General features: G+C 65.8%; 25 protein-coding genes. 7 read left to right on the top strand and 18 right to left on the bottom strand.

The features are described 5' to 3' along the window. Window positions 1-50 precede the first annotated feature (50 nt). Window positions 51-935 carry a DUF1259 domain-containing protein gene (locus tag N2604_RS16035; protein WP_260375588.1) on the bottom strand — a complete coding sequence of 295 codons (885 nt, stop codon included), beginning with the start codon at window positions 933-935 and terminating at the stop codon, window positions 51-53. Window positions 936-1,449: 514 nt separating this feature from the next. Here N2604_RS16035 and N2604_RS16030 point away from each other — a divergent pair. Beyond that, window positions 1,450-1,857 carry a GFA family protein gene (locus N2604_RS16030; RefSeq protein WP_260375587.1) on the top strand — a complete coding sequence of 136 codons (408 nt, stop codon included), beginning with the start codon at window positions 1,450-1,452 and terminating at the stop codon, window positions 1,855-1,857. A gap of 98 nt (window positions 1,858-1,955) precedes the next feature. Here the strand turns inward: N2604_RS16030 and N2604_RS16025 are convergent, their stop codons facing one another. From N2604_RS16025 to N2604_RS15985, 9 genes are all read right to left on the bottom strand, one after another. Then, on the bottom strand, window positions 1,956-2,435 hold the full coding sequence (locus tag N2604_RS16025; RefSeq protein ID WP_260375586.1) for a DUF411 domain-containing protein: 480 nt from the start codon (window positions 2,433-2,435) through the stop codon (window positions 1,956-1,958). Window positions 2,436-2,497: 62 nt separating this feature from the next. Further along, window positions 2,498-5,689, bottom strand: coding sequence for an efflux RND transporter permease subunit (locus N2604_RS16020; RefSeq protein ID WP_260375585.1), 3,192 nt, complete (start codon window positions 5,687-5,689; stop codon window positions 2,498-2,500). Next, window positions 5,686-7,107: an efflux RND transporter periplasmic adaptor subunit gene (locus N2604_RS16015; RefSeq protein ID WP_260375584.1), complete on the bottom strand. Its 1,422-nt coding sequence runs from the start codon at window positions 7,105-7,107 to the stop codon at window positions 5,686-5,688. The genes N2604_RS16020 and N2604_RS16015 overlap by 4 nt, the downstream gene beginning before the upstream one ends. Before the next feature lie 82 nt (window positions 7,108-7,189). Beyond that, a complete protein-coding gene (locus N2604_RS16010) occupies window positions 7,190-7,582 on the bottom strand; it encodes a FixH family protein (RefSeq protein WP_260375583.1) in 393 nt (130 codons plus the stop codon). 94 nt (window positions 7,583-7,676) lie between these two features. After that, complete coding sequence (locus N2604_RS16005) at window positions 7,677-8,039, bottom strand: hypothetical protein (RefSeq protein ID WP_260375582.1); 363 nt, start codon at window positions 8,037-8,039, stop codon at window positions 7,677-7,679. Window positions 8,040-8,190: 151 nt separating this feature from the next. Beyond that, window positions 8,191-9,378 (bottom strand): MFS transporter, encoded by a 1,188-nt coding sequence (locus N2604_RS16000; RefSeq protein WP_260376231.1) that lies wholly within the window; start codon window positions 9,376-9,378, stop codon window positions 8,191-8,193. Window positions 9,379-9,438: 60 nt separating this feature from the next. Next, a complete protein-coding gene (locus N2604_RS15995; RefSeq protein WP_260375581.1) occupies window positions 9,439-10,614 on the bottom strand; it encodes an MFS transporter in 1,176 nt (391 codons plus the stop codon). Beyond that, window positions 10,611-12,017, bottom strand: a complete 1,407-nt coding sequence (locus tag N2604_RS15990) for an NAD(P)-binding domain-containing protein (RefSeq protein ID WP_260375580.1) — start codon at window positions 12,015-12,017, stop codon at window positions 10,611-10,613. The genes N2604_RS15995 and N2604_RS15990 overlap by 4 nt, the downstream gene beginning before the upstream one ends. 48 nt (window positions 12,018-12,065) lie before the next feature. Continuing rightward, window positions 12,066-12,383, bottom strand: a complete 318-nt coding sequence (locus N2604_RS15985) for a helix-turn-helix transcriptional regulator (protein ID WP_260375579.1) — start codon at window positions 12,381-12,383, stop codon at window positions 12,066-12,068. Between the two features lie 127 nt (window positions 12,384-12,510). On the opposite strand from N2604_RS15985, the gene N2604_RS15980 reads away from it, so the two are divergent. The 3 genes from N2604_RS15980 to arsC are packed head-to-tail and all read left to right on the top strand — an operon-like array spanning window position 12,511 to window position 13,969. Continuing rightward, window positions 12,511-12,870: a helix-turn-helix transcriptional regulator gene (locus tag N2604_RS15980; RefSeq protein WP_260375578.1), complete on the top strand. Its 360-nt coding sequence runs from the start codon at window positions 12,511-12,513 to the stop codon at window positions 12,868-12,870. Next, window positions 12,870-13,571, top strand: a complete 702-nt coding sequence (locus tag N2604_RS15975; RefSeq protein ID WP_260375577.1) for an MIP/aquaporin family protein — start codon at window positions 12,870-12,872, stop codon at window positions 13,569-13,571. Before N2604_RS15980 ends, N2604_RS15975 begins: the two co-directional genes overlap by 1 nt. Next, on the top strand, window positions 13,568-13,969 hold the full coding sequence (gene arsC / locus N2604_RS15970; protein WP_260375576.1) for an arsenate reductase (glutaredoxin): 402 nt from the start codon (window positions 13,568-13,570) through the stop codon (window positions 13,967-13,969). Before N2604_RS15975 ends, arsC begins: the two co-directional genes overlap by 4 nt. Before the next feature lie 30 nt (window positions 13,970-13,999). On the opposite strand, the gene N2604_RS15965 is transcribed toward arsC, so the two are convergent. The 5 genes from N2604_RS15965 to N2604_RS15945 all read right to left on the bottom strand — a co-directional run bounded on the left by N2604_RS15965 (window position 14,000) and on the right by N2604_RS15945 (window position 20,033). Next, complete coding sequence (locus tag N2604_RS15965; protein WP_260375575.1) at window positions 14,000-14,764, bottom strand: hypothetical protein; 765 nt, start codon at window positions 14,762-14,764, stop codon at window positions 14,000-14,002. 196 nt (window positions 14,765-14,960) lie between these two features. Next, window positions 14,961-15,404, bottom strand: a complete 444-nt coding sequence (locus N2604_RS15960) for a hypothetical protein (protein ID WP_260375574.1) — start codon at window positions 15,402-15,404, stop codon at window positions 14,961-14,963. A gap of 25 nt (window positions 15,405-15,429) precedes the next feature. Further along, window positions 15,430-18,837 (bottom strand): CHAT domain-containing protein, encoded by a 3,408-nt coding sequence (locus N2604_RS15955; RefSeq protein WP_260375573.1) that lies wholly within the window; start codon window positions 18,835-18,837, stop codon window positions 15,430-15,432. Window positions 18,838-19,066: 229 nt separating this feature from the next. Continuing rightward, on the bottom strand, window positions 19,067-19,828 hold the full coding sequence (locus N2604_RS15950; protein WP_260375572.1) for a hypothetical protein: 762 nt from the start codon (window positions 19,826-19,828) through the stop codon (window positions 19,067-19,069). 16 nt (window positions 19,829-19,844) lie between these two features. Beyond that, entirely contained in the window at window positions 19,845-20,033 is a 189-nt protein-coding gene (locus tag N2604_RS15945) for a hypothetical protein (RefSeq protein WP_172784191.1), read from the bottom strand. A 255-nt stretch (window positions 20,034-20,288) separates the two neighbouring features. Between N2604_RS15945 and N2604_RS15940 the strand changes: the two genes are divergently transcribed. Next, complete coding sequence (locus N2604_RS15940; protein ID WP_260375571.1) at window positions 20,289-21,263, top strand: DUF2336 domain-containing protein; 975 nt, start codon at window positions 20,289-20,291, stop codon at window positions 21,261-21,263. 157 nt (window positions 21,264-21,420) lie between these two features. On the opposite strand, the gene N2604_RS15935 is transcribed toward N2604_RS15940, so the two are convergent. The 3 genes from N2604_RS15935 to N2604_RS15925 are packed head-to-tail and all read right to left on the bottom strand — an operon-like array spanning window position 21,421 to window position 24,386. Continuing rightward, complete coding sequence (locus tag N2604_RS15935; RefSeq protein ID WP_260375570.1) at window positions 21,421-21,765, bottom strand: DUF1491 family protein; 345 nt, start codon at window positions 21,763-21,765, stop codon at window positions 21,421-21,423. A 58-nt stretch (window positions 21,766-21,823) separates the two neighbouring features. After that, on the bottom strand, window positions 21,824-22,540 hold the full coding sequence (locus N2604_RS15930) for a peptidoglycan-binding domain-containing protein (protein ID WP_260375569.1): 717 nt from the start codon (window positions 22,538-22,540) through the stop codon (window positions 21,824-21,826). Next, a complete protein-coding gene (locus N2604_RS15925; RefSeq protein WP_260375568.1) occupies window positions 22,533-24,386 on the bottom strand; it encodes a PAS domain-containing sensor histidine kinase in 1,854 nt (617 codons plus the stop codon). The genes N2604_RS15930 and N2604_RS15925 overlap by 8 nt, the downstream gene beginning before the upstream one ends. Before the next feature lie 412 nt (window positions 24,387-24,798). Here N2604_RS15925 and N2604_RS15920 point away from each other — a divergent pair, with 412 nt between their 5' ends. After that, window positions 24,799-25,257: a DUF5330 domain-containing protein gene (locus N2604_RS15920; RefSeq protein WP_260375567.1), complete on the top strand. Its 459-nt coding sequence runs from the start codon at window positions 24,799-24,801 to the stop codon at window positions 25,255-25,257. Window positions 25,258-25,325: 68 nt separating this feature from the next. After that, window positions 25,326-25,754, top strand: a complete 429-nt coding sequence (locus tag N2604_RS15915) for a SufE family protein (protein ID WP_260375566.1) — start codon at window positions 25,326-25,328, stop codon at window positions 25,752-25,754. Window positions 25,755-25,759 lie beyond the last annotated feature (5 nt).

Raw genomic sequence — 25,759 nt, 5'->3', positions numbered from 1 at the left:
TCTGACATTCGATCATTGAACGCCTCACGGTGCGTTTTCTATGCCTTGGCTCAGCTCTTGGTGCTGGCGGTCTTGTCGATCGCCGCCCGCAAGCCTTCAGCAAGCTTGACCACGTCGTCATTGGCCCAGAAGTGCATGAAGAAGAGTCGCGGCTGTTCGTTCAGCATGTGGCTGTGCAACGCCGTCACCTCGATGCCATGTGTCCGCAGCGCCGCGATGACCGGATTCACCTCGTCGCTGGTCAGAACGAAGTCGCCCGTGACGGCCGCCTTTCCGCCGCCGGTCGGCTGGAAATTGATGGCGGTCGCGACGCCCATCGCACCGACCGGCGTCAGCAGCATGCCATCCTCGGAGACAGGGTCTCGCCGTTTGACGTTGAACTGGTAGACACCGCCATTGGCCTGCCCCTTGACGCCAATGATTTGATCCAGCTTCGCCGTGTCGAGATCGATCGAGGACGAATTCGCTGCCGCGGCGACCGTCAGGGGCGTCTTGCTTTCGGCGAGGGCATCGTGGATTGCCGACGCCAGCTTGACGGGATCGCCATGTCCGGCGACGTGCATGTAGAAGGTCGGCGGGCTTGCGCGCAGCAGATGGTTGTGCACGGCGGTGATCTCGAGACCGCTCGCAATCATCTTCGCCATCACCGGGTTGACCTCGCTCTCGAGCAGCACGAGGTCACCCATGACCATGGTTCCGCCATGCGCAGGCTTGAACGCGAGCCAGCCGCCAAGCGCCAGCGCCGGCTTGATCGTGACGCCATCCAAAGTCACGGTGAGATCGGTGCGCGGAAAGCCGTAGCGATGGACATCGTCCGCAACCATGGGCTTTCGGCCCAGTGTCTCATCGACCTTTTGCCAGTCGATGGCTTGCGCGTGAGCGCTCGTGATGAAGCAGGCAGCGACGCCGATCAGTGCGGAAACAGTCTTGTGCATGGATCAGCTCCCTTGAGCTCTGGGTGTGTCCCTGCCCCAGGTGACGCCGGATATGTGAGGCCGGCTCCGGCCGTTCCACCAGACGCAGCGGACTCGCCGCCGAGGCACATGCCATGGCGGTTCGGCGGCCGGATCCCGGCAAGTCGGGAGGATTGTGGAACGGAGCTGCGGTGTGTGACGACATGCGGCGCCCTTGGTGATCAGGACGCGATGCTTGGGCATGTCGCCTCGCGGGGAGATCGCACATCCCCGTCGCGCCGACTAAAAACCCGGAAGACCGAACTGTCAACCAGCGCACGGCCGCGCCACGTCACGAAGAGTTCACCCTTCGAAGGAACCCGCCAGCCACCATCTTGAAACGAGCACACGGGCGCGAACATAGCCTCGTCGGCAGAGCCGCAATGGCAGCAGCTGTCAGGCGACAGTACGACGCAACCGCAAATTGACTGCGTTGTTGAAGCCACCAGGCGCGAGAGCTATCGATTTGAAAACTCGTCTTCGATCGGAGGAACGCATGAGCACCATCACCGGCGGCTGTCACTGTGGTGCAATCCGCTACGAGGTCGAGGGCGAGGCGATCGTGCACGCGCTTTGCCACTGCCGCGATTGCCGGCTTCACGCCGGCGCTCCGGTCGTCGGCTGGACGATGTACCCGGATGGCGCCGTCAAGGTAACCAAGGGCGAGCCGAAAGTGTACCGCTCCTCGGAACACGGGCGGCGGCACTTTTGCGGCGACTGCGGAACCGGACTGTTCTACGTCAATGCCAACATGATGCCGGGGATCATCGACATCCAGAGCGCGACCTACGACGATCCCGAGGCGGTGCCTGCCACGATGCAGATCCAGGTCGCCGAGCGACTGCGCTGGATGGAGCATGCGCACGAACTGCCGGCGTTCGAGCGCTATCCGCCGCAGCCATAGCGGCGGCTAGGCATCGCGCAGCACCGTCGCCCGTGTCCCCGCACAGCCCGGCGCATCATTGATGCCGGAAAATGGGAGCGCGCCTTCACCAAGGGCCCTCAATCAATCGCCTCCGCGCCGATGAAGCGCATGAACGGCTTCTGACCGTCGGCACCGAACAGCACGACCTCGTAGCGCTGCGGCTTGCCGCCTTCCATCCCGGGCGAGCCGACCGGCATGCCCGGCACGGCTATCCCCTTCGCGCTTGGACGCTCGGAGAGGAGGCGCCGCACGGCCGCAGCCGGCACGTGCCCCTCGACGACATAACCGGCGACCTCCGCCGTGTGACACGCGACCAGGTTCGCGGGGATGCCGAGACGCGCCCGGATCGGGTCGAGGTCGGGGGTCTCCTCCACCTGGACGGAAAATCCGGCATCCCGCAGATGCTGCACCCAGCCGGCGCAGCAGCCGCAGCTCGGATCCCGGTGCACCGTGACCGTCGCTGCGTCGGACGCCGCCGCGGCGGGCCTTGCAAAAGCTGCCGCCGCGATCAGCCCGACAAGGGACCGGCGGGTCATCAAATAGGCGCGTTGCTTCATCTTCGGCTTCCTTTCGCTGTTATTCCGGCGCCCCAACACATGATCGTGCATCATGGCTCGCATCACCCGGCCGGCTCCACGACGCGCAATCTGGCGCCGACCGGCTTTGGCGTCTCGGTCGATGGCGCCTTGTCCTCGCGCTTCGGCGGCAGGCGGACGCCCTTCACCAACCCGAAGATCGCCGGGATCACGATCAGCGTCAGCAGCGTCGACGAAATCATGCCGCCAATCATCGGCACCGCGATGCGCTGCATGATCTCCGACCCGGTTCCGGTGCTCCACATGATCGGCAGCAGGCCCGCCATGATGGCCACAACCGTCATCATCTTGGGACGGACGCGCTCGACCGCGCCCACCATGATGGCCTCGTGGAGATCCTGCCGGGTGAGGCCCCTGCCTTCGGCGCTGCACGTCGCCTTCATCTCGGCCAGGGCATGCTCGAGGTAGATCAGCATCACGACGCCGGTCTCGGCGGCGACGCCGGCGAGCGCGATGAAGCCGACGGCAACGGCGACGGACATGTTGAAGCCGAGCCACCACATCATCCAGATGCCGCCGACCAGGGCGAAGGGCAGCGACAGCATCACGATCAGGGTTTCGGTCATGGCCCTGAAGTTCAGGTATAGCAGCAGGAAGATGATCGTCAGAGTCACCGGCACCACGATCTTGAGGCGCGCCGCGGCGCGCTGGAGATATTCGTACTGGCCGCTCCAGACCACGTAATATCCCGGCGGGAACTGGATGCTGTCAGCCACGGCGCGTTGCGCATCGGCGACGTAGCTGCCGATGTCGCGATCGCGGATGTCGACGTAGACGTAGGTCGCGAGCTGGCCGTTCTCGGTCCGGATCGAGGTCGGCCCCCGCGCCGGCTCGACCTTCGCGATCTCGCCGAGCGGCACCGCGCCGCCCGCGGGCATCGGCACCAGGATATCGCTGGCGATCGCCTTGGGATTGTCGCGCAGGTCGCGCGGATAGCGCATGTTCACTGTGAAGCGCTGCCGCCCCTCCACCGTCGTCGTGACGGTCTGGCCGCCGAGCGCGGCCGCAATCGTGTCCTGGACGTCCTGGATCAGGATGCCATAGCGGGCGAGCGCCTCGCGATCCGGGACGATCTCGAGATAATAGCCGCCGATGCCGCGCTCGGCGTAGGCCGATGCGGTGCCCGGGACCGCCTTGATCACGCGTTCGACCTGCTTCGCCAACCGGTCGATCTCGACGAGGTCGGTGCCCATCACCTTGACGCCGACGGGGGTGCGGATGCCGGTGGACAGCATGTCGATGCGCGCCTTGATCGGCATGGTCCAGGCGTTGGAGACGCCCGGAAACTGCAGCGCCTTGTCCATCTCCGCGATCAGGCTGTCGACGGTGACGCCTGCCCGCCAAAGCTCCTTCGGCTTCAGGCTGACCACCGTCTCGAACATCTCGGTCGGCGCCGGATCGGTCGCGGTCGCCGCCCGCCCCGCCTTGCCGTAGACCGAGGAGACCTCCGGGAACGACTTGATGATGCGGTCCTGCGTCTGCATCAGCTCGGCCGCCTTGGTCACCGAGATGCCCGGCAGCGTCGTCGGCATGTAGAGCAGCGTGCCCTCGTTCAGCGTCGGCATGAACTCGGTGCCGAGCTGCCGCGCCGGCCAGATCGTGACGGCGAGCACGACGAGCGAGGCCAGGATCACCAGCGTCTTGGCGCGCAGCACGCCCTTGATGACGGGGCGGTAGATCCAGATCAGGAAGCGGTTGATGACGTTCCTGCTCTCCGGCACGATCCGGCCGCGGACGAAGATCACCATCAGTGCGGGCACCAGAGTGACGGACAGCAGGGCCGCGGCAGCCATCGCGAAGGTCTTCGTGAACGCCAGCGGGCTGAACAGCCGCCCCTCCTGCGATTCCAGCGTGAAAATCGGCATGAACGAGACGGTGATGATGAGCAGGCTGAAGAACAGCGCCGGACCGACCTCGGATGCCGCATCGATCAGGATCTGAACGCGCGATTGACCGGGCTCGGCGCGCTCGAGGTGCTTGTGCGCGTTCTCGATCATGACGATCGCGGCATCCACCATGGCGCCGATCGCAATGGCGATGCCGCCGAGGCTCATGATGTTCGATCCCAGGCCCAGCAGCTTCATGGCGCCGAACGCCATCAGCACGCCGACCGGCAGCATCAGGATCGCGACCAGCGCGCTGCGGACATGGAGCAGGAACACGATGCAGACGAGCGCGACGACGATGCTCTCCTCGAACAAGGTGTGCTTGAGCGTGTCGATCGCCGCATAGATCAGGCCCGAGCGGTCGTAGACCGGGACGATCTCGACCGATTTCGGCAGGCTGCTCGCGATCTCCTTGAAGCGCTTCCTGACGTTCTCGATGACGTCGAGCGCGTTGACGCCGAAGCGCTGCAGCACGATGCCGCTTGCGACCTCGCCCTCACCGTTCAGCTCGGCAATGCCGCGCCGCTCGTCCGGTCCGAGCTCGACATTGGCGACGTCCCGCAGCAGCACCGGCGTGCCGTTGCTCGTCTTCAGGACGATATTGCCGAGATCGTTGATGCTCTTGATGTAGCCCTTGCCGCGAATGACGTATTCGAACTCCGACAGCTCGACGGTGCGGCCGCCGACATCGGCGTTGCTGGCGCGGATCGCCTCCCGGATCTTCTGCATGCTGATGCCGCGGTCGCGCATGCGCTGCGGGTCGAGCACCACGTTGTACTGCTTGACGAAGCCGCCGATGCTGGCGACTTCGGCGACGCCTTCGGCCTTGGCCAGCGCGAATTTCAGGTTCCAGTCCTGGATCGTGCGCGTGTCGGCGAGGTTCAACTCTTTCGACATCACGGCGTATTGGTAGACCCAGCCGACGCCGGTCGCATCGGGCCCGATGGTCGGGGTGACGCCGGCGGGAAGCCGCGATGTGGCGCTGTTCAAAAACTCCATCACGCGCGAGCGCGCCCAATAGATGTCGGTGCCGTCCTCGAAGATCACGTAGACGAACGACACGCCGAAGAAGGAGAAGCCGCGCACCACCTTCGATTTCGGCACGGTCAGCATCGCCGTGGTCAGGGGATAGGTGACCTGGTCCTCGATCACCTGCGGCGCCTGGCCGGGATATTCGGTGTAGACGATGACCTGGGTGTCCGAGAGGTCGGGGATCGCATCCAGCGGCAGATGAAGCAGCGCGTAGAAGCCGGCGGCGGCCGCAAAGCCGGTGCCGAACAGCACCAGCAGCAGGTTGCGCGCCGACCAGGCGATGATGCGGGCGATCATTTATAATCTCCCATCGCATGGCCGGCATCGGAGGCTTGAGGCGCAGCCTCGGCAAAGCCTTTCAGCGCGGCCTTCAGGTTGCTCTCGGCATCGATCAGGAAGTTGGCGGATGTGACCACCGCTTCGCCTTCGGCAAGGCCGTCCCGCACCTCGATAAAGCCGCCGCCGCGCCGGCCGAGCTTCACCTCCCGCGGCTCGAAGCGCCCTTCCCCCTTGTCGACGAGGACGGCCTGCCGCGTGCCGGTGTCGAGCACCGCGCTGTCCTGGATCGCCAGGACCGACGCGCCATCTGCCGTATCGACCTCGGCATCGACATACATGTCCGGCAGCAGCATAGCCTCGGGATTGGCGAGCTCGATGCGGACGCGGACCGTCCGGGTTTCGCGGTTCACCTGCGGATAGATCACCGCGATCTTGCCGGTGAAGCTTCGGCCCGGGAAGCTGCGCGCGCGCACCGCGACGGACTGCCCGAGCGCGATGTTGCCGAGATCACGCTCGGCGACGTCGACCAGCGCCCAGACCAGCGAGGTGTCGGCGATGCGGAACAGCACGTCGCCGGTATTGGCGCGCATGCCTTCGATCGCGTTGCGCTCGAGCACGATCCCGTCGCGCGGCGCCAACCAATGGATGGTGACGGGCGCGACATGCGTTTTCTCCATCTCGGCGATCACTCGCTCGGGGACGTCGAGATTGACCAGCCGTTGCCGCGAGCCCCGGCCGTACATCTCGACACCGCCGACGGTCTTGGAGGTGATGGTCGCGAGATATTCGGCCGCTGCGGAGGCGACCGCCGAGCTGTAGATCTCCATCAGCGGCTGGCCCGCCTTCACGCGGGTGCCGGTGGTGACGTCCGCGATCTTCTGCACGAAGCTCTCGGTGCGCATCGCGATCACCGACACGCGGCGCTCGTCCAACTGGATCGTACCGGGCGCCTTGACCAGGACCCGGACCGATCGCCGCGCGACCGGCTCGGACTTCACGCCGCTGCGCTGGATCTTGCCGGGCGACAGCTTCACCGTGCCATCATCGACGTCGTCGCCTTCGTAGACGGGGACATAGTTCATCCCCATCGGGTCCTTCTTCGGCACCGGCGAGGTGTCGGGCAAGCCCATGGGATTGCGGTAGTAGAGAATCTTGCGCGATGAAGCCGCCTGCGGTGGCTTCGGCTCTGCCTGGGCGGCCTTGTCGTCATCGTAGACCGGCAGATAGTCCCGCCCGCGGTCATCCTTCTTTGGCCCGGCGGACCAAAGCGGCGCGCCGCTCGGATCGCGGTAGTAAAGCGGGGTTCGGTCCGCCGCTGCCGTGGCCGCGGAAACCTCGGCATGGACGGACCAGCGTCCGTCGTTCATGGACCAGAAGGCGCCCAGAGCGAGGCTGCCGGTGAGCGCGAATGCGGTGAGAAGACGCTGCGTGTTCATCGCCAGATACCGCGCGCTCGGAGCGCGCGTCCATGTGAATGGGAAAGAGAAGTTCGGGCGCCATCCCGCGGCGCCCGAAAGCTCACTTGGTCGCCTTGACGATGACCTTGCCGGTGACCGTCTCAGCCTCGCCCTGCACCTTCGCCGAGAGCGTGACCTGATAGCGGCCGGCCATCGGCAGGTCCGTCTTGAAGGCGTAGACGCCCGGCTCCTTGGACGGCAGCGGTGCGACCGCCGATTCCATCTCGGCCATGCCGTCCGGAGCCATGTCGACGCGCGTCTTGAAGATGACGGCGTCCGGCACCGGCTTGCCGGTCTGCTTGTTGGTCAGGCGAACGGCGAGCGTGACGTCGTCGCCCTTCTTCATCTCGGGACTGACCGGCTCGAAAGCGTAATCGCCGGCGCCTGCCAGGGCGACTGAAGTGGCGAGCGAAAGGGTGGCGGCAACAGCCGCAGTGCTGAACTTGGAAAGCATTGTCCTGTCCTCATGAATTGATCTCGACCGTGACGCAGGAACGCGCACATCAGTCATCGTCGCGCAGGCCTGCCCGCGCGCGTCTTTGGAGAGATCAGATTCGAGGAGGCCGGAAGGGAGGACTGCCGCCGCGTGAGGCGACGACCTGATCGGCGGGAATAGCCGTTTCCGCTGCCGCGACGGCAACGAATTCGAAAGCCAGGGGGCGAACGTCCGCCAGTGCGACGGTACCGCCGACACAGCAGAAGCCCATCCCGCACTTGTAGCCGCTGTCGGAGCCCGTTCCCTTCATGTCGGGACAACAATCGTCCATCGACACATCGGCCTCGCCGCCGACCTGCATGGCCGCCTGCATGTCACCCGACGACATCATAAGGTCGGATGCGGACGCGCCAGCCGGCAGCATCGCCAGGGATATGGCGATGGCGAATGCCAGGATGGTCCGCACGATCCGCATCAGATGTGATTTAACCTCTTGGAAACCTTTTGGAACCGCAACGCAGCCTGAGTAACATAGTCTGCGGCCGAAAGCATTCTTTGATCGGGGTCAAGCATTCGTGACCAAGGCTCCGAGGCCTGTCAGGCCGATCGCCCGCATCCTGCCTCGCCTATTGCGACCTCGATACCAGCTCGTCGGACGGGGCCGTCCGCGACCATAGCAACGCGAGCGGGCCGAGTGCGATCCCGGCCGCGAGCACGATGAAGGCCAGCAACCAGCCCTCCGCACTCTGGGGGCCACCAGCGGCATCGAGGGCAACCCCGGTTCCCCAGGCGCCCATCGCCGACAGGCCGAACCCGACGGTCGAATGCAGGGCCAGAGTCGCCCCGCGATGCTCCGGGACTGCTGCAGCCGACATGCCGGCCGTCAACGCACCGGAATCCGCCGGCACCGTCAGGCCATAGATCATCAGCAGCAGCGCCAGCACCCATGCCGGAGCCGTCGCATTCAGGCCGATGACGAGCGCAACGCAGGCCGAAGCGATCATCACTACCGTGATCGCCCGATGTCGTCCGAACTTCAGTGCGGCCTCGTTACCGAGGATGCTGGCCGGCATGGAGATCACTGCAAAACAGAAGCTCATCAGGACCGGGCTCAGCCATGAGGGCGCGCCCTGATGCGCGACGACGTAGGTCCAGAAGCCCACCAGCCAGGTGCGAATGCCGTAGAGCTCGAAGCAGTGCGCGCCATAGCCGAAGATGTAACCTAATGCCTCGCGGTTGGCGAAAACGGGCGCAAAGTTCAACAGGCGTCCTGGCCTTGGAGCGGGACTGCGGCTCTCGATCAAGAGACACGCCACCACCATCGCGATCGGACCGATGCCGGTCACGTAAAACGCGGTCCGCCATCCCCAGCCGTCGGCGAGGACTTGCGCGATCAGGAACGACAGGCCGACGCCCACCGAGAAGCTCGACGTGTAGAGCGTGACCGCCCGCGAGGTGTCGCCGGCGGGCAACCGGTCCGTCAGTGCCTTGAGCCCGGGCATGTAGGCACCGGCAAAACCAAGGCCGGCGAGCGACCAGATGATGGTCCCCGACCAGAAGCCTTGCGCGAAGATGCCAAACGCGACGGTCGCGAGTCCGCTGACGACAGAGCCGCCGAGGAGCACGAGCCGTGCGTCGATGCGATCGGTCAGCGTCGTGAGCACGGGCACCGCCAGCATGTAGCCAAAGGCGTAGCCGCTCGCCATCATCCCGCCCTCGGCGGCGGACAACCCCCACGCCGGCATCAGATGCTGGGCGAGGTTCGCGGACAACGTCACGTGCGGCAGCAGATTGCCGAGCTGGCCGATACACATCACCGCGATCAGCGGCCAGCCGCGCAAGCTACGAATGTTCTCCTCCCATCGGACGGGGACTCATGTCGTCTGATCCCCACGAAGCAGCAGAAGCGCGAAGAACGCAGAGACCGAGGCCAGCGCGCCGATCCAGAGCGCGCTGCTGCCGAGATGCTCCACCATCAATCCCAGCGCAAGGGGCGCGAAAGCGCCCGTTGCCCTCGAAGGCACCGAAATCATCCCGACCCGCCTGCCGAAACCTACGGGCCCAAACAGCGCCAACGGCAGCGTCCCGCGGGCAATGGTGATGATGCCGTTACCGGCGCCATACAGCACCGTGAACACCGGTGCGAGCAAAGGGCCGCCCGCGACCAGCGCAAGCACCCCGATCGGATTCATGAGCATGGCGAGCCTCGCCGACAGCAGCGGATGAAACCGGCCAAGCCATCCTGCTTCCAGAAGACGGGCGCCGACTTGCGCGGGTCCGACCAATGCTCCCGCCAGCAACGCCTGTGCCGGCGTGGCGCCGAACGCAACCAGCATGGTGGGCAGAATGGCCGAGACTCCGGAGCTGACAAAACTCGCGGCCGCAAACATGTACGCCAGCAGCATCATTGCGAAGGTTTCGCTCTGACCGCCGGATTGCTGGCTTGCGCCCGTGCTCGGACCGGCCTCCTGATTCAGTGGAGCGGCACGGGGCAGCGAAAGGTTGAGCGGCAAGGCAAGGCCGATGTGGATCACCGCCCATAGCTGGCAGGCCGCGCGCCAGCCGTACTCCGTGGCGAGCCAGGTCGTGAGCGGCCAGCCGAGTGTGCTGGCGAAACCGGCGATCAGGGTGATGCCGGTGATCGTTCGTCGCGCATTGGCGCCGTAAATGCGCGCAAGCGTCGCGAAGGCGGCTTCATAGAGGCCCATGCCCATGCCGATCCCGAGCAGGACCCAGGCTGTGATCAGCACCGCTACGCCATAGGCCACGGACAGCAGCAGCAAGCCAGCCGCCAAAACGAGGTTCGAGACGGCAAGCAGGCTGCGCCCACCGAACGTATCGATGGCGTGCCCAACTCTCGGACCAATCAGGCCGGAGATGATGAGCGCTCCCGACAACGCGCCGAACACGTAAGTCGGCGCAAGACCGAGATCGCCCGCGATCGGCGCGGCCAGGATCGCAGGAAGATAGTAGCTCGACGCCCACGCGATGGTCTGCGCGGTGCCGAGCGCGACGACGACGGTGAGCGGGCCGGCAGTGCCTCGGCTCATGAGCAACCGCACCCCGCACCGCCCGCTTTCCTGGCGGATTCATCGGCGGCACAGCAGGCCGAGGGTTCGGCCTTGGAGGGTTCGGCCTTGGAGGGTTCGGCCTTGGAGGGTTCGGCCTTGGCCGGGCCGCCGCAGCATCCCGCCGCGGCGGCGGACGCCACGCTGCCGCGTGTGCAGACGCCGGTCTCCGGCAGCACGAGCTCGACCCGTGCCGCGGCCTTCTTGTCGCCGGCGATGTCGGCGACGATCGAGCGGACCTGCTCGTAGCCGGTCATCATCAGGAAAGTCGGCGCCCGGCCGTAGGATTTCATGCCGGCAAGATAGAAGCCCGGCTCATCATGCGCCAGCTCGCGCGCGCCGTGAGGCCGCACCGTTCCGCAGCTATGCTCGTTGGGGTCGATGAGCGGCGCGAGCGCGAGGGGCGCCTCGATCGCCGGATCGAGCCGCAGCCGCAGCTCTGACAGGAACGAGAGATCGGGCCGGAAGCCGGTCGACACCACCAGCTCATCGGCAACGACACTCCGCGCAGCAGAGCCGGCGCCTGCCGAAATCCTGAGGCGGCCTTCGCGCTCCGAAATGTGAGTGACGCCGAAGCCGGTCTCGACCGCGATCTTTCCGGCGGTCACGAGCGCGGCGAAGGCTGCGCCCAGCTCGCCGCGCGCCGCAAGCTTGTCGTTGCGGCCGCCGCCAAAGGCCTTTGCCGGGTCGTCGCCGCGCAACAGCCAAACGGGCCTGGTGCCGGGCGCCTCCTCGGCGAGCTGCGCGAGATCGATCAGCGTGCCCAGCGCGGAATGGCCGGCACCGAGCACGGCCACGGTCTTGCCCGCATATCTGCCGCGAGCGGAGCCGCGCACGGCCGGCATGCCATAGGCGATGCGGCCGGCGCATTCGCGTTCGCCGAACGCCGGCAGACCGTCGCTGCCGGCGGGATTGGGCGAGAACCACGTGCCGGAGATGTCGATGACGGCATCGGCGCGCAGCACCTCGTCGCCTTTGCCGTTCCGGTAGCGGATTTCGAACGGCGCTCGGCCTCGCCCCTTGGTCTTCGCCTTGTCGAAGCCGGCGCGGCTGATCGCCGTGACGCGGCTCGAGGTCCGGATCGTCTCGCGCAGCGGCGTTCGCGTCGCCAGCGGCGCGAGATAGCGGTCGATCAGTTCGCCGCCCGTCGGATAGGAGCTCGGGTCCGGCGAATTCCATCCCGTCGGCGCAAGCAGACCCGCCGCGGCCTTGTCGACGTTGTATTCCCACGGCGAGAAGAGCTGGACGTGCTGCCATTGCCGCACCGCATGCCCGGCCTCGGGTCCGGCTTCGAGCACGACAGGGGACATGCCGCGTTCGAGCACATGAGCGGCGGCTGCGAGGCCGACCGGCCCCGCCCCGATGATCGCTACCGTCTTGTCCATTTCGAAATCTCCATCCTTCTAGAATTATGGAATAAATGGTCAAATGAATCAGGCTGCGGTCTGCGCAGTCTTGCATCCCGCTTCTTCCGCACAGCACTCCGAGGCCAGGAAGTCGACCAGCCCGCGCATGGCGTCGAAATTGGCGCGACAGATCAGGGTCGTCGATTCCCTGCTCTGACTGACCAGTTCGACCGCGACCAGCGTCTTAATGTGGTGCGACAGCGTCGACGCCGGGATCTTCAGCTTGTCCTGCAGGCGGCCGACCGGCATGCCTGCGTGCCCGGCCCGAACCAGCGCACGATAAATCTGCAGGCGGGTCCGATTTCCGAGGGCTTCCAGGCGTGCTGCTGCGTCGTCGATCTTCATGAGCGCCACAATGCGCCCGTGCATAGCGACCGTCAAACGATATTTCTAGAATATTCGAAATTTTAGCTCGCGCCATGCCGGAGGTTTCCGATTGACTAGGCCCCAATAATTCCATAAATCTGGATATATGGAAGCAGAGCAAGCCGTTCTGGCGCTCGCCGCGCTATCTCAACCGACCCGTCTGGAGGCGTTCCGGACGCTGGTCAGGCACGAACCTGAGGGTCTTGCGGCCGGCGATCTAGCCCGCCTCTTGGAAGTCCCGCAAAACACGCTGTCGGCGCATCTGTCGATTCTGAGCCGCGCCCGCCTCGTGTCTTCCGAACGGCATAGCCGCTCGATCGTCTATCGCGCCAACCTCGGCGAATTTCGCGACGTCGCGGTCTTCCTGCTGCGCGATTGCTGCGGCGGACGGCCGGAAGTTTGCGACCCCGTCGTCGAGACCTTGCAATCGTGCTGCTCGCCAAAACGAAAGGAGCGAGTCGGCTGATGGACAATTTCGATCTCTCGCGGCGCCTCGCGGCCGAAGCGCTCGGCACGGGTATTCTCGTCGCCACCGTGGTCGGCTCCGGCATCATGGCGGAAACGCTGACCAAGGACGTCGCGCTTGCGCTGCTCTGCAACACCTTGCCGACCGGCGCCATCCTGGTCGTCCTGATCACGGTGCTCGGCCCGATCTCCGGCGCACACTTCAATCCCGCAGTGACGCTCGTCTTCACCGGCCGGCGCGAGCTGCCGGGATACGAGGCTGCGTTCTATATTGTTGCGCAGATCGCCGGCGGCATTGCGGGAACGGTGGTGGCGCATCTGATGTTCGGCCTGCCGCTGCTCGACCTCTCGACGAAGGTCCGAACCGGAGGGCCGCAATGGTTCGCCGAAGCGGTGGCCGCGTTCGGGCTGGTCGCGACGATCCTGGCCGGCATCCGGTTTCAGCGGACGGCCGTGCCTTGGCTGGTGGGCCTCTACATCACCGCGGCCTATTGGTTCACGGCCTCCACCTCGTTTGCCAATCCGGCCGTGGCCATTGCGAGGTCCCTGACCAACACGTTCTCGGGGATTCGTCCCGCCGACCTGCCCGGCTTCATCATTGCCGAGCTGTGCGGAGCGTTCGCCGGCATGCTGCTGATGAACTGGCTGCTCGGACGCTCACGCGCGTCCGCCTCGGTCGCAATCACGGAGACAGTTCGATGACCGTCACGATCTATCACAACCCCGCCTGCGGCACCTCGCGCAACACGCTGGCGATGATCCGGCAGAGCGGCGTCGAGCCCGTCGTCGTCGAATATCTCAGGACGCCGCCCTCGCGGGACAAGCTCAAGGAGCTGATCGCGGCCATGGGGATTCCGGTCCGCGCGCTGCTGCGCGAGAAGGGAACGCCTTACAAGGAGCTCGGCCTGGACGATCCCAAATGGAGCGACGACCAGCTCCTCGACTTCATGATCGCCCATCCGATTCTCATCAACCGTCCGATCGTGGTGACGCCCAAGGGCACGCGCTTGTGCCGGCCGTCGGAAGCCGTGATCGAGCTCCTGGACGCTCCGGTCGGCCGTTTCGTGAAGGAAGACGGCGAAGTAGTGGAAGCGCGATAGCCTGGTAAGCGCGCCTGAGATGCAGTTGAGCTATCCCAGCAAGCCCTTCAAGCCGGCATAGATCGAGCCGACAGCGGTCGCGGCAACGCCGGCCAGTGGTCCCACTGTCTGCATGAGATCCTGGATCAAGCGGGCGCGACGGCGCAGCTGCTCCTCGCCGACATGCTGGCCCAATAGACGCGCCATGCGGAAGGCGAACGCGTTCGGCTTGCCGCCCTGGGTCAGCACGCGCGGCAATATCTGGAAGATCACGACGCTGAGAATGTTACCCGAGACGAAGGCGAGCAGGATACTGGCGCCATATTCGAACACCTCACGCCATTCGATCCATACCGCTGGAAGGATCGGAACGTGATCGTGGATCCCGGTGATCGTCAGCATCGCCAGGATGCTGACACTCGCGGTGAGAAACGCGAGCACGAAGGCCGTCAGGACGTAGACCCGGTGCAGCGGATAGGCAACGAATCCGAACAAGAGCGGTACGGCGATCGACGCGATCCGAAGCGGGATCGGCGACAGGTTGAAGGTGATGGTCACAAGCACATGCGCGATCACCAGCAGCAGGGATGGAATCGCGACATAGAGCACCGCATGCGTTCCGTAGTAGCGCAACGGATTGTTGTAGCGCTCGAGACGGACGTTGACGCGATCGAGATCGCGCCTGAGCTTGTCCAGCTCGGCAACGATCTCGTCGATCTCGAGAAGCGTCGGCCGTACGACGCGCAAGTCCCGCGAGCAATGCTTGCACGCGATGGCTTCGTCCTTGATCGTCTCGGCGCAGAACGGGCACTCCATCGCTAGCGCGACTTCCTTCGTCTCATGATCGTTTCGATCTCGTCTCTGGCCCGTTTCAGTTCATCGCGCAGATCCTCGCGCTTGCGCAAGAGATCGTCGCGCTCGGCAAGCAGCGTGGCGGGAACGGCGATGTCGCGCCCGCACGAGGCGCAAACCAGCGCACCCTCGGCAGTTTCGGACCGGCAGTAAGGGCAGCTCACTTCGGCGCAACCTTCAGGGTGAAGACGGTCGTGCCCGGCCGGCCATCGCTGTCCTTGATATCGACGCGCACCGTGTATTCGCCGGGCGGCAGCTCGGCATCCTGCATGTTGATGCCGTCAGGCTGCACGAAGGGCTTGACCCTGGGGGTCAGGTCGACATTCGGCGTGCGGAGAAAGATCACCTTGACCGAGTCCGGGTCGATCTTTGCCCCGCCATAGGACTGAAATTTCAACACCAGCCGCAGCGGCGAGCTCGCCGCGTCGCCCGGCGAGACGAACTCGACCTTCGGACCACGCAGGATGCCGCGCTGTTCGACGGCAACCGCTCCCTTAGGAGGCGGCAGCTTGGCTTCCTCTTCCGTGATCAACAGCGTGGCACGCGATGGCGCCGAGACCAGCAAAGCTGCAGCCACAATTCCGAGCAAGACCTTCCGCTTCATTTCGGCTGCCCCCCTTCGCATCCCGTTACCGCAAGCCGCCATCGCCGATGATCGTGTAGGGCGCCCAAAACAGCGGATGCGCATAGGCGAACTCGGTCTTGCCTTCGCTGTTGAGATAACCCGGACCATCGACGAGGGCCATCGCCGCCTGGCGCAGCGCCTCGCTGCGTGACAGCTTGGGATCGTCGGCCTGGCGCTTGAACAGGTCGGTCACCAATTGCCGCGCCGATTGCGAATGCACCGACCAGTTCGTCACCAGCAGCGCGCGCGTTCCGGCGTAGAAGAAGGCGCGCCCGAGCCCGGATGCGGCCTCTGCCCCGGCGCCGGCGCCGGCGCCGGTGTTGCAGGCCGACAGGACGACCCAGTCCGCATCCAGCTTGAGGCCGAGGATCTCCTCCATGGTCAGGAGACCGTCGCCGCCCTCGCCCGTCACCGCCGGCGACGACAGAGCGAGTGCCGGCTGCGTCAGCCCGTTCAGCTCGCCGGGGACGAGCCCATGGGTGGCAAAGGCCAGGATCCTGAATCCGGACAAATTCATGGTCTTCACCGCGCTCTCGGTCGCGCTCTTGCCGAGGAACAACACCTTCGAAGGATCCGCCTGCAGTGCCAGCGCGATCGATTTCAACTCGTCGGCGGTGTCGGGCAAACGGGGCAACAGACCGAGCTCGGCGCTGTCGACGCCTTCGAGCTTGGGACTGTTGCGCCGCTTCAGCGGACCGCCGCGCGTGATGTTGCCGCCGGCATCGGCGAGCTGAACCTTCTCTCCGCCTTCCGCCTCGGCCTGCTGCTCGCGGTTGAAATAAGGGTCGCCAAAGGCCACGAGGTCGCCGCGGCCGGGCTTGCCCGGCGGCAATTGCCGCAGGGTGCGCAGCGCCGCGGCCGAGGGCACCGTCGACACGGCATGGGTTCGCGCCAGCCACGGCACGTTGCGATAACCGACGAAGAGCGGGTCCTCGTCGGCGGCCACCTCTGCCGGTGCCGTCGGCAGCAGGGACAGCGGCAGGAGTCCGAGAGCGCCATTGGTCACGACGATCAGGTTCTTGGCCGGCTTCCATCCGCTCTCGACCGGCTTCAGCAACAGCTCGTAGAGCTCGTAGCCGAGCTTGAGATCGAACGGCGGAATGTCCGAGATCATCGCCGCCTGCGGCTCGAGCGCCTCGCGCAGCTTGCGGATCTTGGTCTCGATATCGCCGATCCTGGCGTTGACCGCGGCGAACGCCACCGGGCCCGATTTCGGCACGGCCCAGACGAAACTGCCGCTCTGGCCGAAATAGAACGACAACATCGCCTCCCCGTCGGCGAGCGTCGCGCGGATTTCGGCGACGCTGGGCGGCTTGGGAGAGACGAGATCGGCGTAGATCGGGAATTTCTGCTTGATCTCCTGGCGCGCCTTGTCGCGCTGGCCGCGCAAGGCGGCGATGGAGGCCTGGATCTGCTGAACACCCTTCTCGTCGCGTTCCGCCGCGGGAAGCGCGAGCACGTTGTTGAGCGTGCCGAGCTGGGCGTTGACCTGCTTGGTCAGGTCCTGCTCCTTGCGCACGAGCTCGGCGAGCGCGGGGTCCTTTGCCGCCGCACGCGCGCTCGAGGCAGCCAGCGCCTGCTGCACCGAGCGACCGCGGACGGCATCGGCGAGGCCAAAGGTCTCCTCGCCAACGCCGCTGCCCTCGGCCCGCGCGAGCAGCGCGAGATAGCTTTCGACGATGGTCTGCAGCCGCTGGCTGCGCGCGGCCACCACGGTGGTGTTCTCATCGTCGGCGTTCTCGTTCGCGCTCGCCATCATGATCGGGATGGCAGCCTTGAACTCGCGGATCGCCTCGGCATCGCGCCGCGCCCTCATCAGACCGACGGCCAAAGTGCCGCGCGCGGAGGCGGCATCGAAGTGATTTTCACCGACGCGCCCGATCTGCTTCCTGACGAGCTGCTCGGCCGCTGCAATGCCGGCGTCCAGCTGTCCGGAGTTGTAGAGCGCGAGAATGCGCGACGGATTGAGCTCGAAAACCTGGCGGCGTTGCGGCTCCCATTTGGCGATCGCCTGGTCGATCCGCGCAAACATGGCGTTGGCTTCGTCATTCTTGCGCTGAAGGCTGAGAATGCCGGCGAGCTGGGACAGCAACTGCACCGTCGGCTGCGAATCGTCCGGCACGCCAACGGTCTTGCTGATGTCGAGGGCGACGCGACCGAGCTGCTCGGCTTCCTCGTAGCGGCCCTGATCGACCAGAATGCCGGCCAGCCCCATCACAAAACGCGGCGTCACCGGATTGTACTTGCCGGTGTCCCTCAGGCGCGCCAGCAGCGCCCGGCGCGCGTCGACCTCTGCTTCGGCGAGCCGTCCCTGCCGCGCCTTCATGCGCGCTTGGTTCAGGACGTTGCCGTCGACAACCTGGAGCAGCAGTGTCTCGGCAGGCGGATTCTCCAGCTCCAGAACCCCCTTGTTGCCGGCGCGCTTGCGCAGCTCGGCGGTGCGATAGGCGGCCTCGGCTTCCGCGAACTGGCCCCGCGCCTCGAAGATCTGAGCGCGCGACATCTCGATCTCGCCTTCCCAGTTCTGGCCCAGCCTGGCATAGGTGGCGCGCCAACCAGGAAGCCCGCTGGTGCGCGCTTCCTGGATTAGGGTCAGGCTGCGACGGAGATGGGCTTCGGCCTGCGCGACATCGCCCATCTGCAGGAGGATGGACGCAAGCGTACGGTTGGCATTGAACTGGTAGCCCTTCGAGCCCGGCATGTTGGTGTCGCGCAACAGCTTTTGCACGATCTCCAACGCGCGCTTGGGATCGCCGGCGAGCAAATACTGCACCGACTGCAGCTGCATCAGACGCGCCAGCATGTTCGGGCTGACGGCTCCGCGGCCGACTTCCACTGCCTTGTTGGCATCGGCGATGGATTCGGCGAGCCGGCCGAGTTGCGAGCGCGCATTGGCGCGATCGAAGTAGAATTGCGCGAGATCCTGGCGCGACTCCTTGCCCGTCGGCACGGCGTCGGCATCGGCCTTGAGCTCGGCGATCATCTTCTCATCGGGCTTCTCGCCGTCGAGAATGGCCGTGATATCGGAGATGTTGCGCGGCGGCGCGACGAAATCCTTGGGCAGGGCGGTGCCCGCATCGAGCTTGGGCGCCGCCTCTTTCGGCATTTCGACGGCGACGTTGGCGCGGCCGTTGGCGGCGTTGAGGGCCGCGATGACGCAGGCCCTGACCTGCGGCGAGGCCTTGGCACGGCAACCCTCGAGATCGGCACCTGCCTTGCGGCCTCCCTGGGCCTGCATGCACGCCTGCACGATCGGCTTGCCGACCGTCATCCGGCAATTCTCGACCGCCGCTTCCTTGGTCAACGCGGCAGCGGACGCGGCCGATCCCAGCAGGACGGCAAATGCCAGCAGCATTCGTGGCAGGGCGACAGTCGGACGGCCTTCAAACGGACCCGCGATGTCTAAGCTCATCTCGAAGGACCTTGGGCAAAATGACTTGAAGAAACCGAACAATCCTATCGATATTGCATCGGAGAACAAGCGCCAATCCGTGCGGTTTCGGATACCCCAAACGGATTAGGGGCGCGCAGGGTTGAGGTTTCAGAACCGCGTCTTGCAGGTCGGCCGGGCTGATGGCGCTGACGACAGGATTGGTAGCGAGGTGAGGCGGCCGCTCTGGATAGGCAATGGCGTTGCGGCCTCAGCCCTTCGAGATCACCGCGCGGCCGTAAGGCGGCTGGCCTGCGACCGGCGGGTTGGCGGTCTGGGCGGCGAGCTCGCCGATCAGGCGGTCGGCATCGGCGGCCATGCCGTCAGGGGCCTGGATCACCAGGCGTTCCAGTGCCCAGCGGTAGGACGAGACGCGCTGCTCCAGGCACTGCTGCACCCATTGCACGATCAGCGAGTTCTCCTGCATGCGCGCGACCGCGTCGTCCCTCTCCCGCGGCGAGAGCGCGGAGACGCGCGCCATGCTGGCATCGCGCTTCCTGTCGAGATCGATGACGCGGATCGCGGATGCGAAGAACGGCTCGAACCGGGTGATGTCGTTGCGCACGTCCTCGATCAGCTGCGCATAGCGCGAGGAATGCGAGCGGTGCGGCTCGTCGATCAGCGTGCGCCCGTACATCGTGCGGTCGAACACGATCTTCTGCCGCCAGGGCGAGGGCAGCGGTTTGTAGTCGCCGAACACGCTCTTCCATGCGGGGCGCGACAGCGGCGGCTCGATCATGGGATAGGCGAGATCGCGAAGCTGGCGCTCTTCGTCGGTGAGCTGGAATTGCGAAGGCGTCAACCCGACGCTGGAGGTGACCTCCGCGCCCAGCCAGCGATGCATGTCGTCGCTGCGCATGTCGGCGCGGGTGCGGCCGAAATCGCCGCCGCTGCAGGCGCAGAGCGCCGCGCCTAGCAGCGCAAGCAGGACGGCCGATAGGACAGGCCGGATCTGGCGGGTGGAGTCCGGCATCGCATGAAGCCGGATGTCAACGACGGCGGCGACGGCGCCCTGGCGCTGTGCCCTGCTCCGGCCCGCGATCGCCACTGGTTTCGTCCGCCTCACGCTCGATACGGATCACAGGAAGGATCACGACCGTTCCCATGTCCGCGCGCGGAGCGACATCCCCCGACGAGCCCACCCGGCGACCGGCCGGAAATTCGATGATGGTCCCCATGTCAGCTCTCTTCAATTGCCGCGCGACCGAACGCGCCCCTGCAACATGCATTCATTAAGATCAGCTCATGGTTAACGGTGTGTAAACGCGCCCCTTCGACCGTAACCGCACGGACCGCGCCGCACCGTCCCGTTGCGGCACGACAATTGCTGAATTTGCAGGGCCGGCTTCACGCCTCGTTTTCCTTAACGAGGCTTTAAAAGAAGCTGCGCTAAGCTCGCCCCCAAGTCTCTTTCCCGAGTTGCGTACGCCTCCATGACCAAGTCGCTGTTTCCCGGATTCGACGGGCTGATGTCCCTGTCCCGTCGCGAAGGTGTCGATGTCCGCCCGACTCTTCTGCGCGTGCTGACCGACCTTTACGTCCAGACGAGCACCCACAGCGACGACGAGCAGCGGCAATTCGTCGAGCTTGCCACGCGGCTGATCGACCAGGTCGACGATGCGACGCGCGCGGCCGTCAAGGCGCGCCTCGCAGTCTATCCGCAGACGCCCGTCCCGGTCCTGCAGAAGCTCGGCCTGGTCGCGACCCAGGAAGGCCGCAGGGTTCCATTGGCCCGGGAGATCCCCGCTCCGCCGCGCGCGCCTGCTCCAGCGCGCATGCCGACCGAGGCCGAGCAGCGCATGGCCGCCAACATGGCGATGCAGCCGAAGGAGGCGGCCGAGATCCACGACATGTTCTTCCGCGCCGGCGCCAGCGAGCGCGCGCTGATCCTGCACAATCTGGCGCAGACCCCGCTGAAGGCCGCCCCCCGGATTCCGACCGTGCGCGCCAAGCGCGCGATCCAGATCCTGGAGATGGCGGCGATCGCGGGCGACATCGAAAACTTCACCTTCGAGCTCGGCGACAGCCTGATCCTGCCCTCGCGCGTCGCAGCCCAGATCGTCGACGATGAAGGTGGCGAGGCACTTGCGATCGCCGCGCGCGCGCTCGACATGCCGAGCCCGGTGTTCCAGCGCATCCTGTTGTTCTTCAAGCCGGAGATCGGAACCTCCGTGAACGCCGTGTATCGGTTGTCGCGGCTCTACGACCGTCTTGCCGAGCGATCGGCGCTGGTGATGCTGGCGGCCTGGCGCGGCTCGACGCTCGCGGTCACCCGCGCGAAGCATCAGTCGGCGCTGCATGACGGCGAACGTCAGCGCGCCCGCGCCGGCGCGAGCCAGCCGCGGCCGGGCGTGCAGCCCGGGTCCAGCCCAACGGTGCGGACGGGGACTGGTTCGTCGGATCGCTGATCGGCTCGTGCCCCGGACGCAGCGCAGCGCCTCTTCGGCGATGCGCTGCAGAGCCGGGGCCCATTTCACCGCCTCCATTCATGCCGCTTTATGGATCCCGGCTCTGCACGGCAACGCTGACGCGTTGCCGCTTGTCCGGGACACGACGGGGCAGCAGTTACGTCTTCGCCAATTCCAGAAAATGCCGCCCGGCGCGGTCCTCGGTCTCGACGATCCAGGCGTCCGGATCGAAGCGGATTTCCTTGGTCAGCCGCTCCTCGATCGTGTGCTCCGGCAGAGGCTGCGGCGCGACCGGCACGAAGAAGCGGTCGACGGGCCGGCCGTCGTCATAGACGGTCTGCGGCGCCGGCGCGTACAGCATCGCATTGCCGTCGAGCAGCGACACCTTGACGAACACCGCGCCCGCCTCCTCGGCACCGCGACGCCGCACGGCGCCGAACACGCCCTCGGTCTGGCAGCGGCGCAAGTAAGCCGCCACCCATATGTTGGATTTCAAACGCATGAATCGCACGATAGGCCAGTGCCGCCATCAGCACCAGCCTTGCGCGCGAGCGTGACAATCATTCGACCGGGTGGCCGATCGCAGCGGCGAGCTCGCGCAGCAGCCGGTCCGAGACCTGCCCGGTGACCTGCATCTTGTGCTCGCGCTCGAACTTCTGGATTGCGGCCTGGGTCTCGCCGCTCATGCTGCCCGTGATCTTCAGATTGCCGTAGCCGTATTCGGACAGCGCGCGCTGCACGCCGGCAATGCGGCGTGCGGCCGGGCTTTGCACCGGGATCGGCGCCGGCGGACGCACGGCCGCGGGCGGCGTCGAGGTCGTCGCCTTGACCAGATTGGTCATCGGATCGTTGGAGCGCGTCGAGGCGGTCGCCTCGACCGGCTTTTCGGCAGCACGCTCGGCAGGCTTGGGCTCGGCAGGCTTGGGCTCGACGCGGAACTCGGTCGCGCGCAGCTCGAGCGGCGAGGTATCGGCGCCGACGGGGCGCGGACGCGGTATGGGATTCGACAGCGGCACGGAGGACGGCGCGGGAAGATTGATCACCGTGCCGAACATCGGCGCGGGGTGCCGGCCGGTCTGGAGGAACAGCGCATTGGCGACGATCGCGGCGATCGCGGCGACGGCGACGAGGCCCGCCAGCGTGTCCTTGGGGCTGTGCAGCAGCACGCGCATCACAAGGTTGCGCTCGGTCTCGACATCAATGACCGCAGCCTTGACCTCAGCTTTGGCACCACGGCGGCGCGGAGCGGCTTCATCCTTGGCAGACTTCTTAGGCACTTTTCTTCACCAGAGCGGGTTGGTCCTGGGACTGGTCGTGAACGTGGTCTTGAATATCCTGGCGCAGCGCCGGCGTCAGCGTCGCGATCTTGCGCTCGGCCGGCTTGACTTGCGGCGGCGTGTAGACGAGCGGCAGCTTGACGGTGACGGCCGTGCCCTCGCCCAACCGGCTTTGTACCGTCAATTCTCCGAGATGCAACGCCACGAGGCTCTTCACGATCGAAAGTCCAAGGCCGGTGCCCTCGTGACGGCGCTGATAGGTCGTGCCGGTCTGGAAGAACGGCGCGCCGATGCGCTTGAGATCGTCGGGCGCGATGCCGACGCCGGTGTCGCTGATGCGCAGCGTCAGCTGCGAGCCGGACACCGCGGCCGATACGCAGACCTGACCGCCGCGCTCGGTGAACTTGATAGCGTTGGCGACGAGGTTGAGCACGATCTGCTTGAAGGCCCTGGGATCGCCGGTCATGACGGGCAGGTCCTGCGGCGCATCGGTGATCAGGTCGATGCCGTTCTCCCGCGCCTTCAGCGCCAGCAGATTGCAGCAATGGAGCAGCGAGGCGCGCGGTGCGAACGGCTCGGACGCGATCTCGAAAGTGCCCGATTCCATCTTCGACATGTCCAGGATGCCGTTGACGACCGACAGCAGGTGCTGGCCGGAATCGTTGATCAGCTGGGCGTATTCCTTGCGCTGGGCCGCACCCAGCATCAGGCTCTGCTCCTGCGCGATCATCTCGGAGAAGCCGATGATGGCATTGAGCGGCGTGCGCAGCTCGTGGCTCATGGTGGCGAGGAAACGCGTCTTGGCGGCATCGGCCGCCTCGGCGGCGCTACGCGCCTGGTCCAGTGCCTGCTCGAAAAGCTTGCGGTCGGTGACATCGCGCATCACGGCGACGACTTCGGCTTCGCACGTGACGTCACGCGCCCCGTCCTGGTCGAGCGGGCGGCAGCGCATCTCGACCCAGATGAAATCGACCTGACCGCGCTCGGAGCCGACAGGCTCGCGCCGCAGCCTGAACTCGACGCTGCGCACCTCGCCGCGCGCGGCGTCCGACAGTGCCGTGAGATAGGCCGGCCGATCGGCGACGTGGACGCGGTCGAACAGGCCGTAGCCGAGCAGTTGCGCCACCTGCATGCCGAGCATGGCCTCCACCGCCGGCGAGATGAACTGCACCGCACCGTTGCGCTGATGCCGCGAGATGACATCGCTCATGTTGCGCGCCAGCAGGCGGTAACGCTCCTCCTCGCGCGACAAGAGCGCAACGCTGGCGCGCGCGAGCGATTCCGCGCCGAAGGCGACGCCGGCGGCATAAAGGGTCGCGGACGCAACGCCGAAGGCCATCAGCACGCCGCGCTCGGCCGCGCTCGGCTCCGCCACCGGCAGCCAGCCGAGCTGGCTGACCAGGATCAGCATTCCGACGCAGGACAGCGCGAGCAGCGAGGCGAAAGCCGCGACGCGGCGCGAAGCCGACAGCGCAGCTTCGAGCGGAACCACGATCAGCCAGACTGCGGCGAAGGATTCGATGCCGCCCGTCGTGATGGCGACGGCCATGATCAGGCCGGCGAGCGCCAGCGACGACAGCACATGCGCGCCCTCGTAGCGGCCGGTGCGCGACAGGAACCAGGACAACATGATCGGCGCGATCAGCCAAGCGAAGGCCGCGACCTCGATCGCGCTCGGCGCGCCGCGCATGGCGAGATAGACCGGGAACGCGGCGAAGGCGGCGAGGCTGCCGAGCAGCCGCGGTGCCATGAAGGCGCGATGGCGTGCGCGCATCAGCGCATCGTAGCGCGCGGAGGGATGCAGCAGTGCATCGAGACAATCGCGGATGATACTCAAAACTGTCACGGGTCTCGCGCTTCGGCTCAATCGTCTTGAGAAGACGCGCCGGAACGCCTCCTTGTCGTTGAGCCACCGTGTCAGAGCGACCTTAAACGAGTGCTAAGGCGGCACAGCGTGTGGCCGGACACCGCGTTATCGCGGAGCTTTTTAGACGATTTGGCGACGTCTTCGCTGCGGATGGTGAACACGGGGTTTCACCTCGCTCCGCATGGTTTCGAATTGGTGGATGCGGGGCGGACGGCGGAAACTTTGATGCAGGCGTCAATCGAAAATTTACTGGACCATCGGTCCCGAAGAATTTTGCGTCAATTTTCCGCGAATTAAGCTCAAGGCAATCACTTGCGATTTATCGAGGGTTGCTAGGTCCGACATCCGCGGGAGATCGCCGCGGGCGGACTCTAACGGACAGGTCGACAAGATGCGCTTTCTGCTTCGCATCACATTCTGGCTCGGGCTGGTGCTGGTGCTCCTGCCGCGGGACAAGACGCCCGAATCGGACAAGCTGCCGCAGATCGGCGCCGCCGATGCGGTGCAGGCTGCGACCGCGGCCGTTTCCGACATGACCCAGTTCTGCAAGCGCCAGCCGGCGGCCTGCGAGGTCGGCGGCCAGGCCGCGACCATCATCGGCCAGCGCGCCCAGGACGGCGCGAAGAAGCTCTATCAGATCATCAACGACAAGAAAGAGCAGATCACCAACGACAAGAACGACGGCGGCAAGAACGACGGCAGCAAGACCGACAACAAGAAGGCGCCCGACCATACCGGCTCGATCGCGCTGGCCGGCGAAGGCGATCTTGCAGCGAGCGAGGCGCCGCGCGATACCCTGACCCAGGACGATCTTGCGCTCGAATGGCGCGGACCGGGGCCGGCGAATTAGCGCCCGAACCCTATCGATTTCAGGGCTTCGCGTCTCTATATTGGCCTTAACGGGAACTGTGGGCCGATATGACGACGATCGACGATATCAGGGACAATTTCGAGCTTCTGGACGAGTGGGACGACCGCTACCGGTACGTCATCGAGCTCGGCCGCACTCTGGAACCGATGCCGGAGGCGGAACACTCGGCCGAGAACAAGGTGCAGGGCTGCGTCAGCCAGGTCTGGCTGCAGAAGCTGGTGGACCGCAGCAATGGCGAACCGGTCCTGAGATATCGCGGCGACAGCGACGCCCATATCGTGCGCGGGCTGGTCGCGATCGTGCTCGCGCTGTATTCGGGCCGCACGCCGCGGGAAATCCTCGACACCGACGCGATCGCCGTGTTCAACGAGTTCGGCTTTCGCGACCATCTGACGCCGCAGCGCTCCAATGGCCTGCGCTCGATGGTCGAGCGCATCAAGACCGATGCGAGAGAGGCGCTCGCGGAAGCGACATAGCGATC

The organism is Bradyrhizobium sp. CB1015, assembly GCF_025200925.1.
Lineage (GTDB): Bacteria > Pseudomonadota > Alphaproteobacteria > Rhizobiales > Xanthobacteraceae > Bradyrhizobium.
The sequence above is the reverse complement of the archived record's forward strand: the minus strand, read 5'-3'. Positions and strand labels throughout refer to the sequence as shown.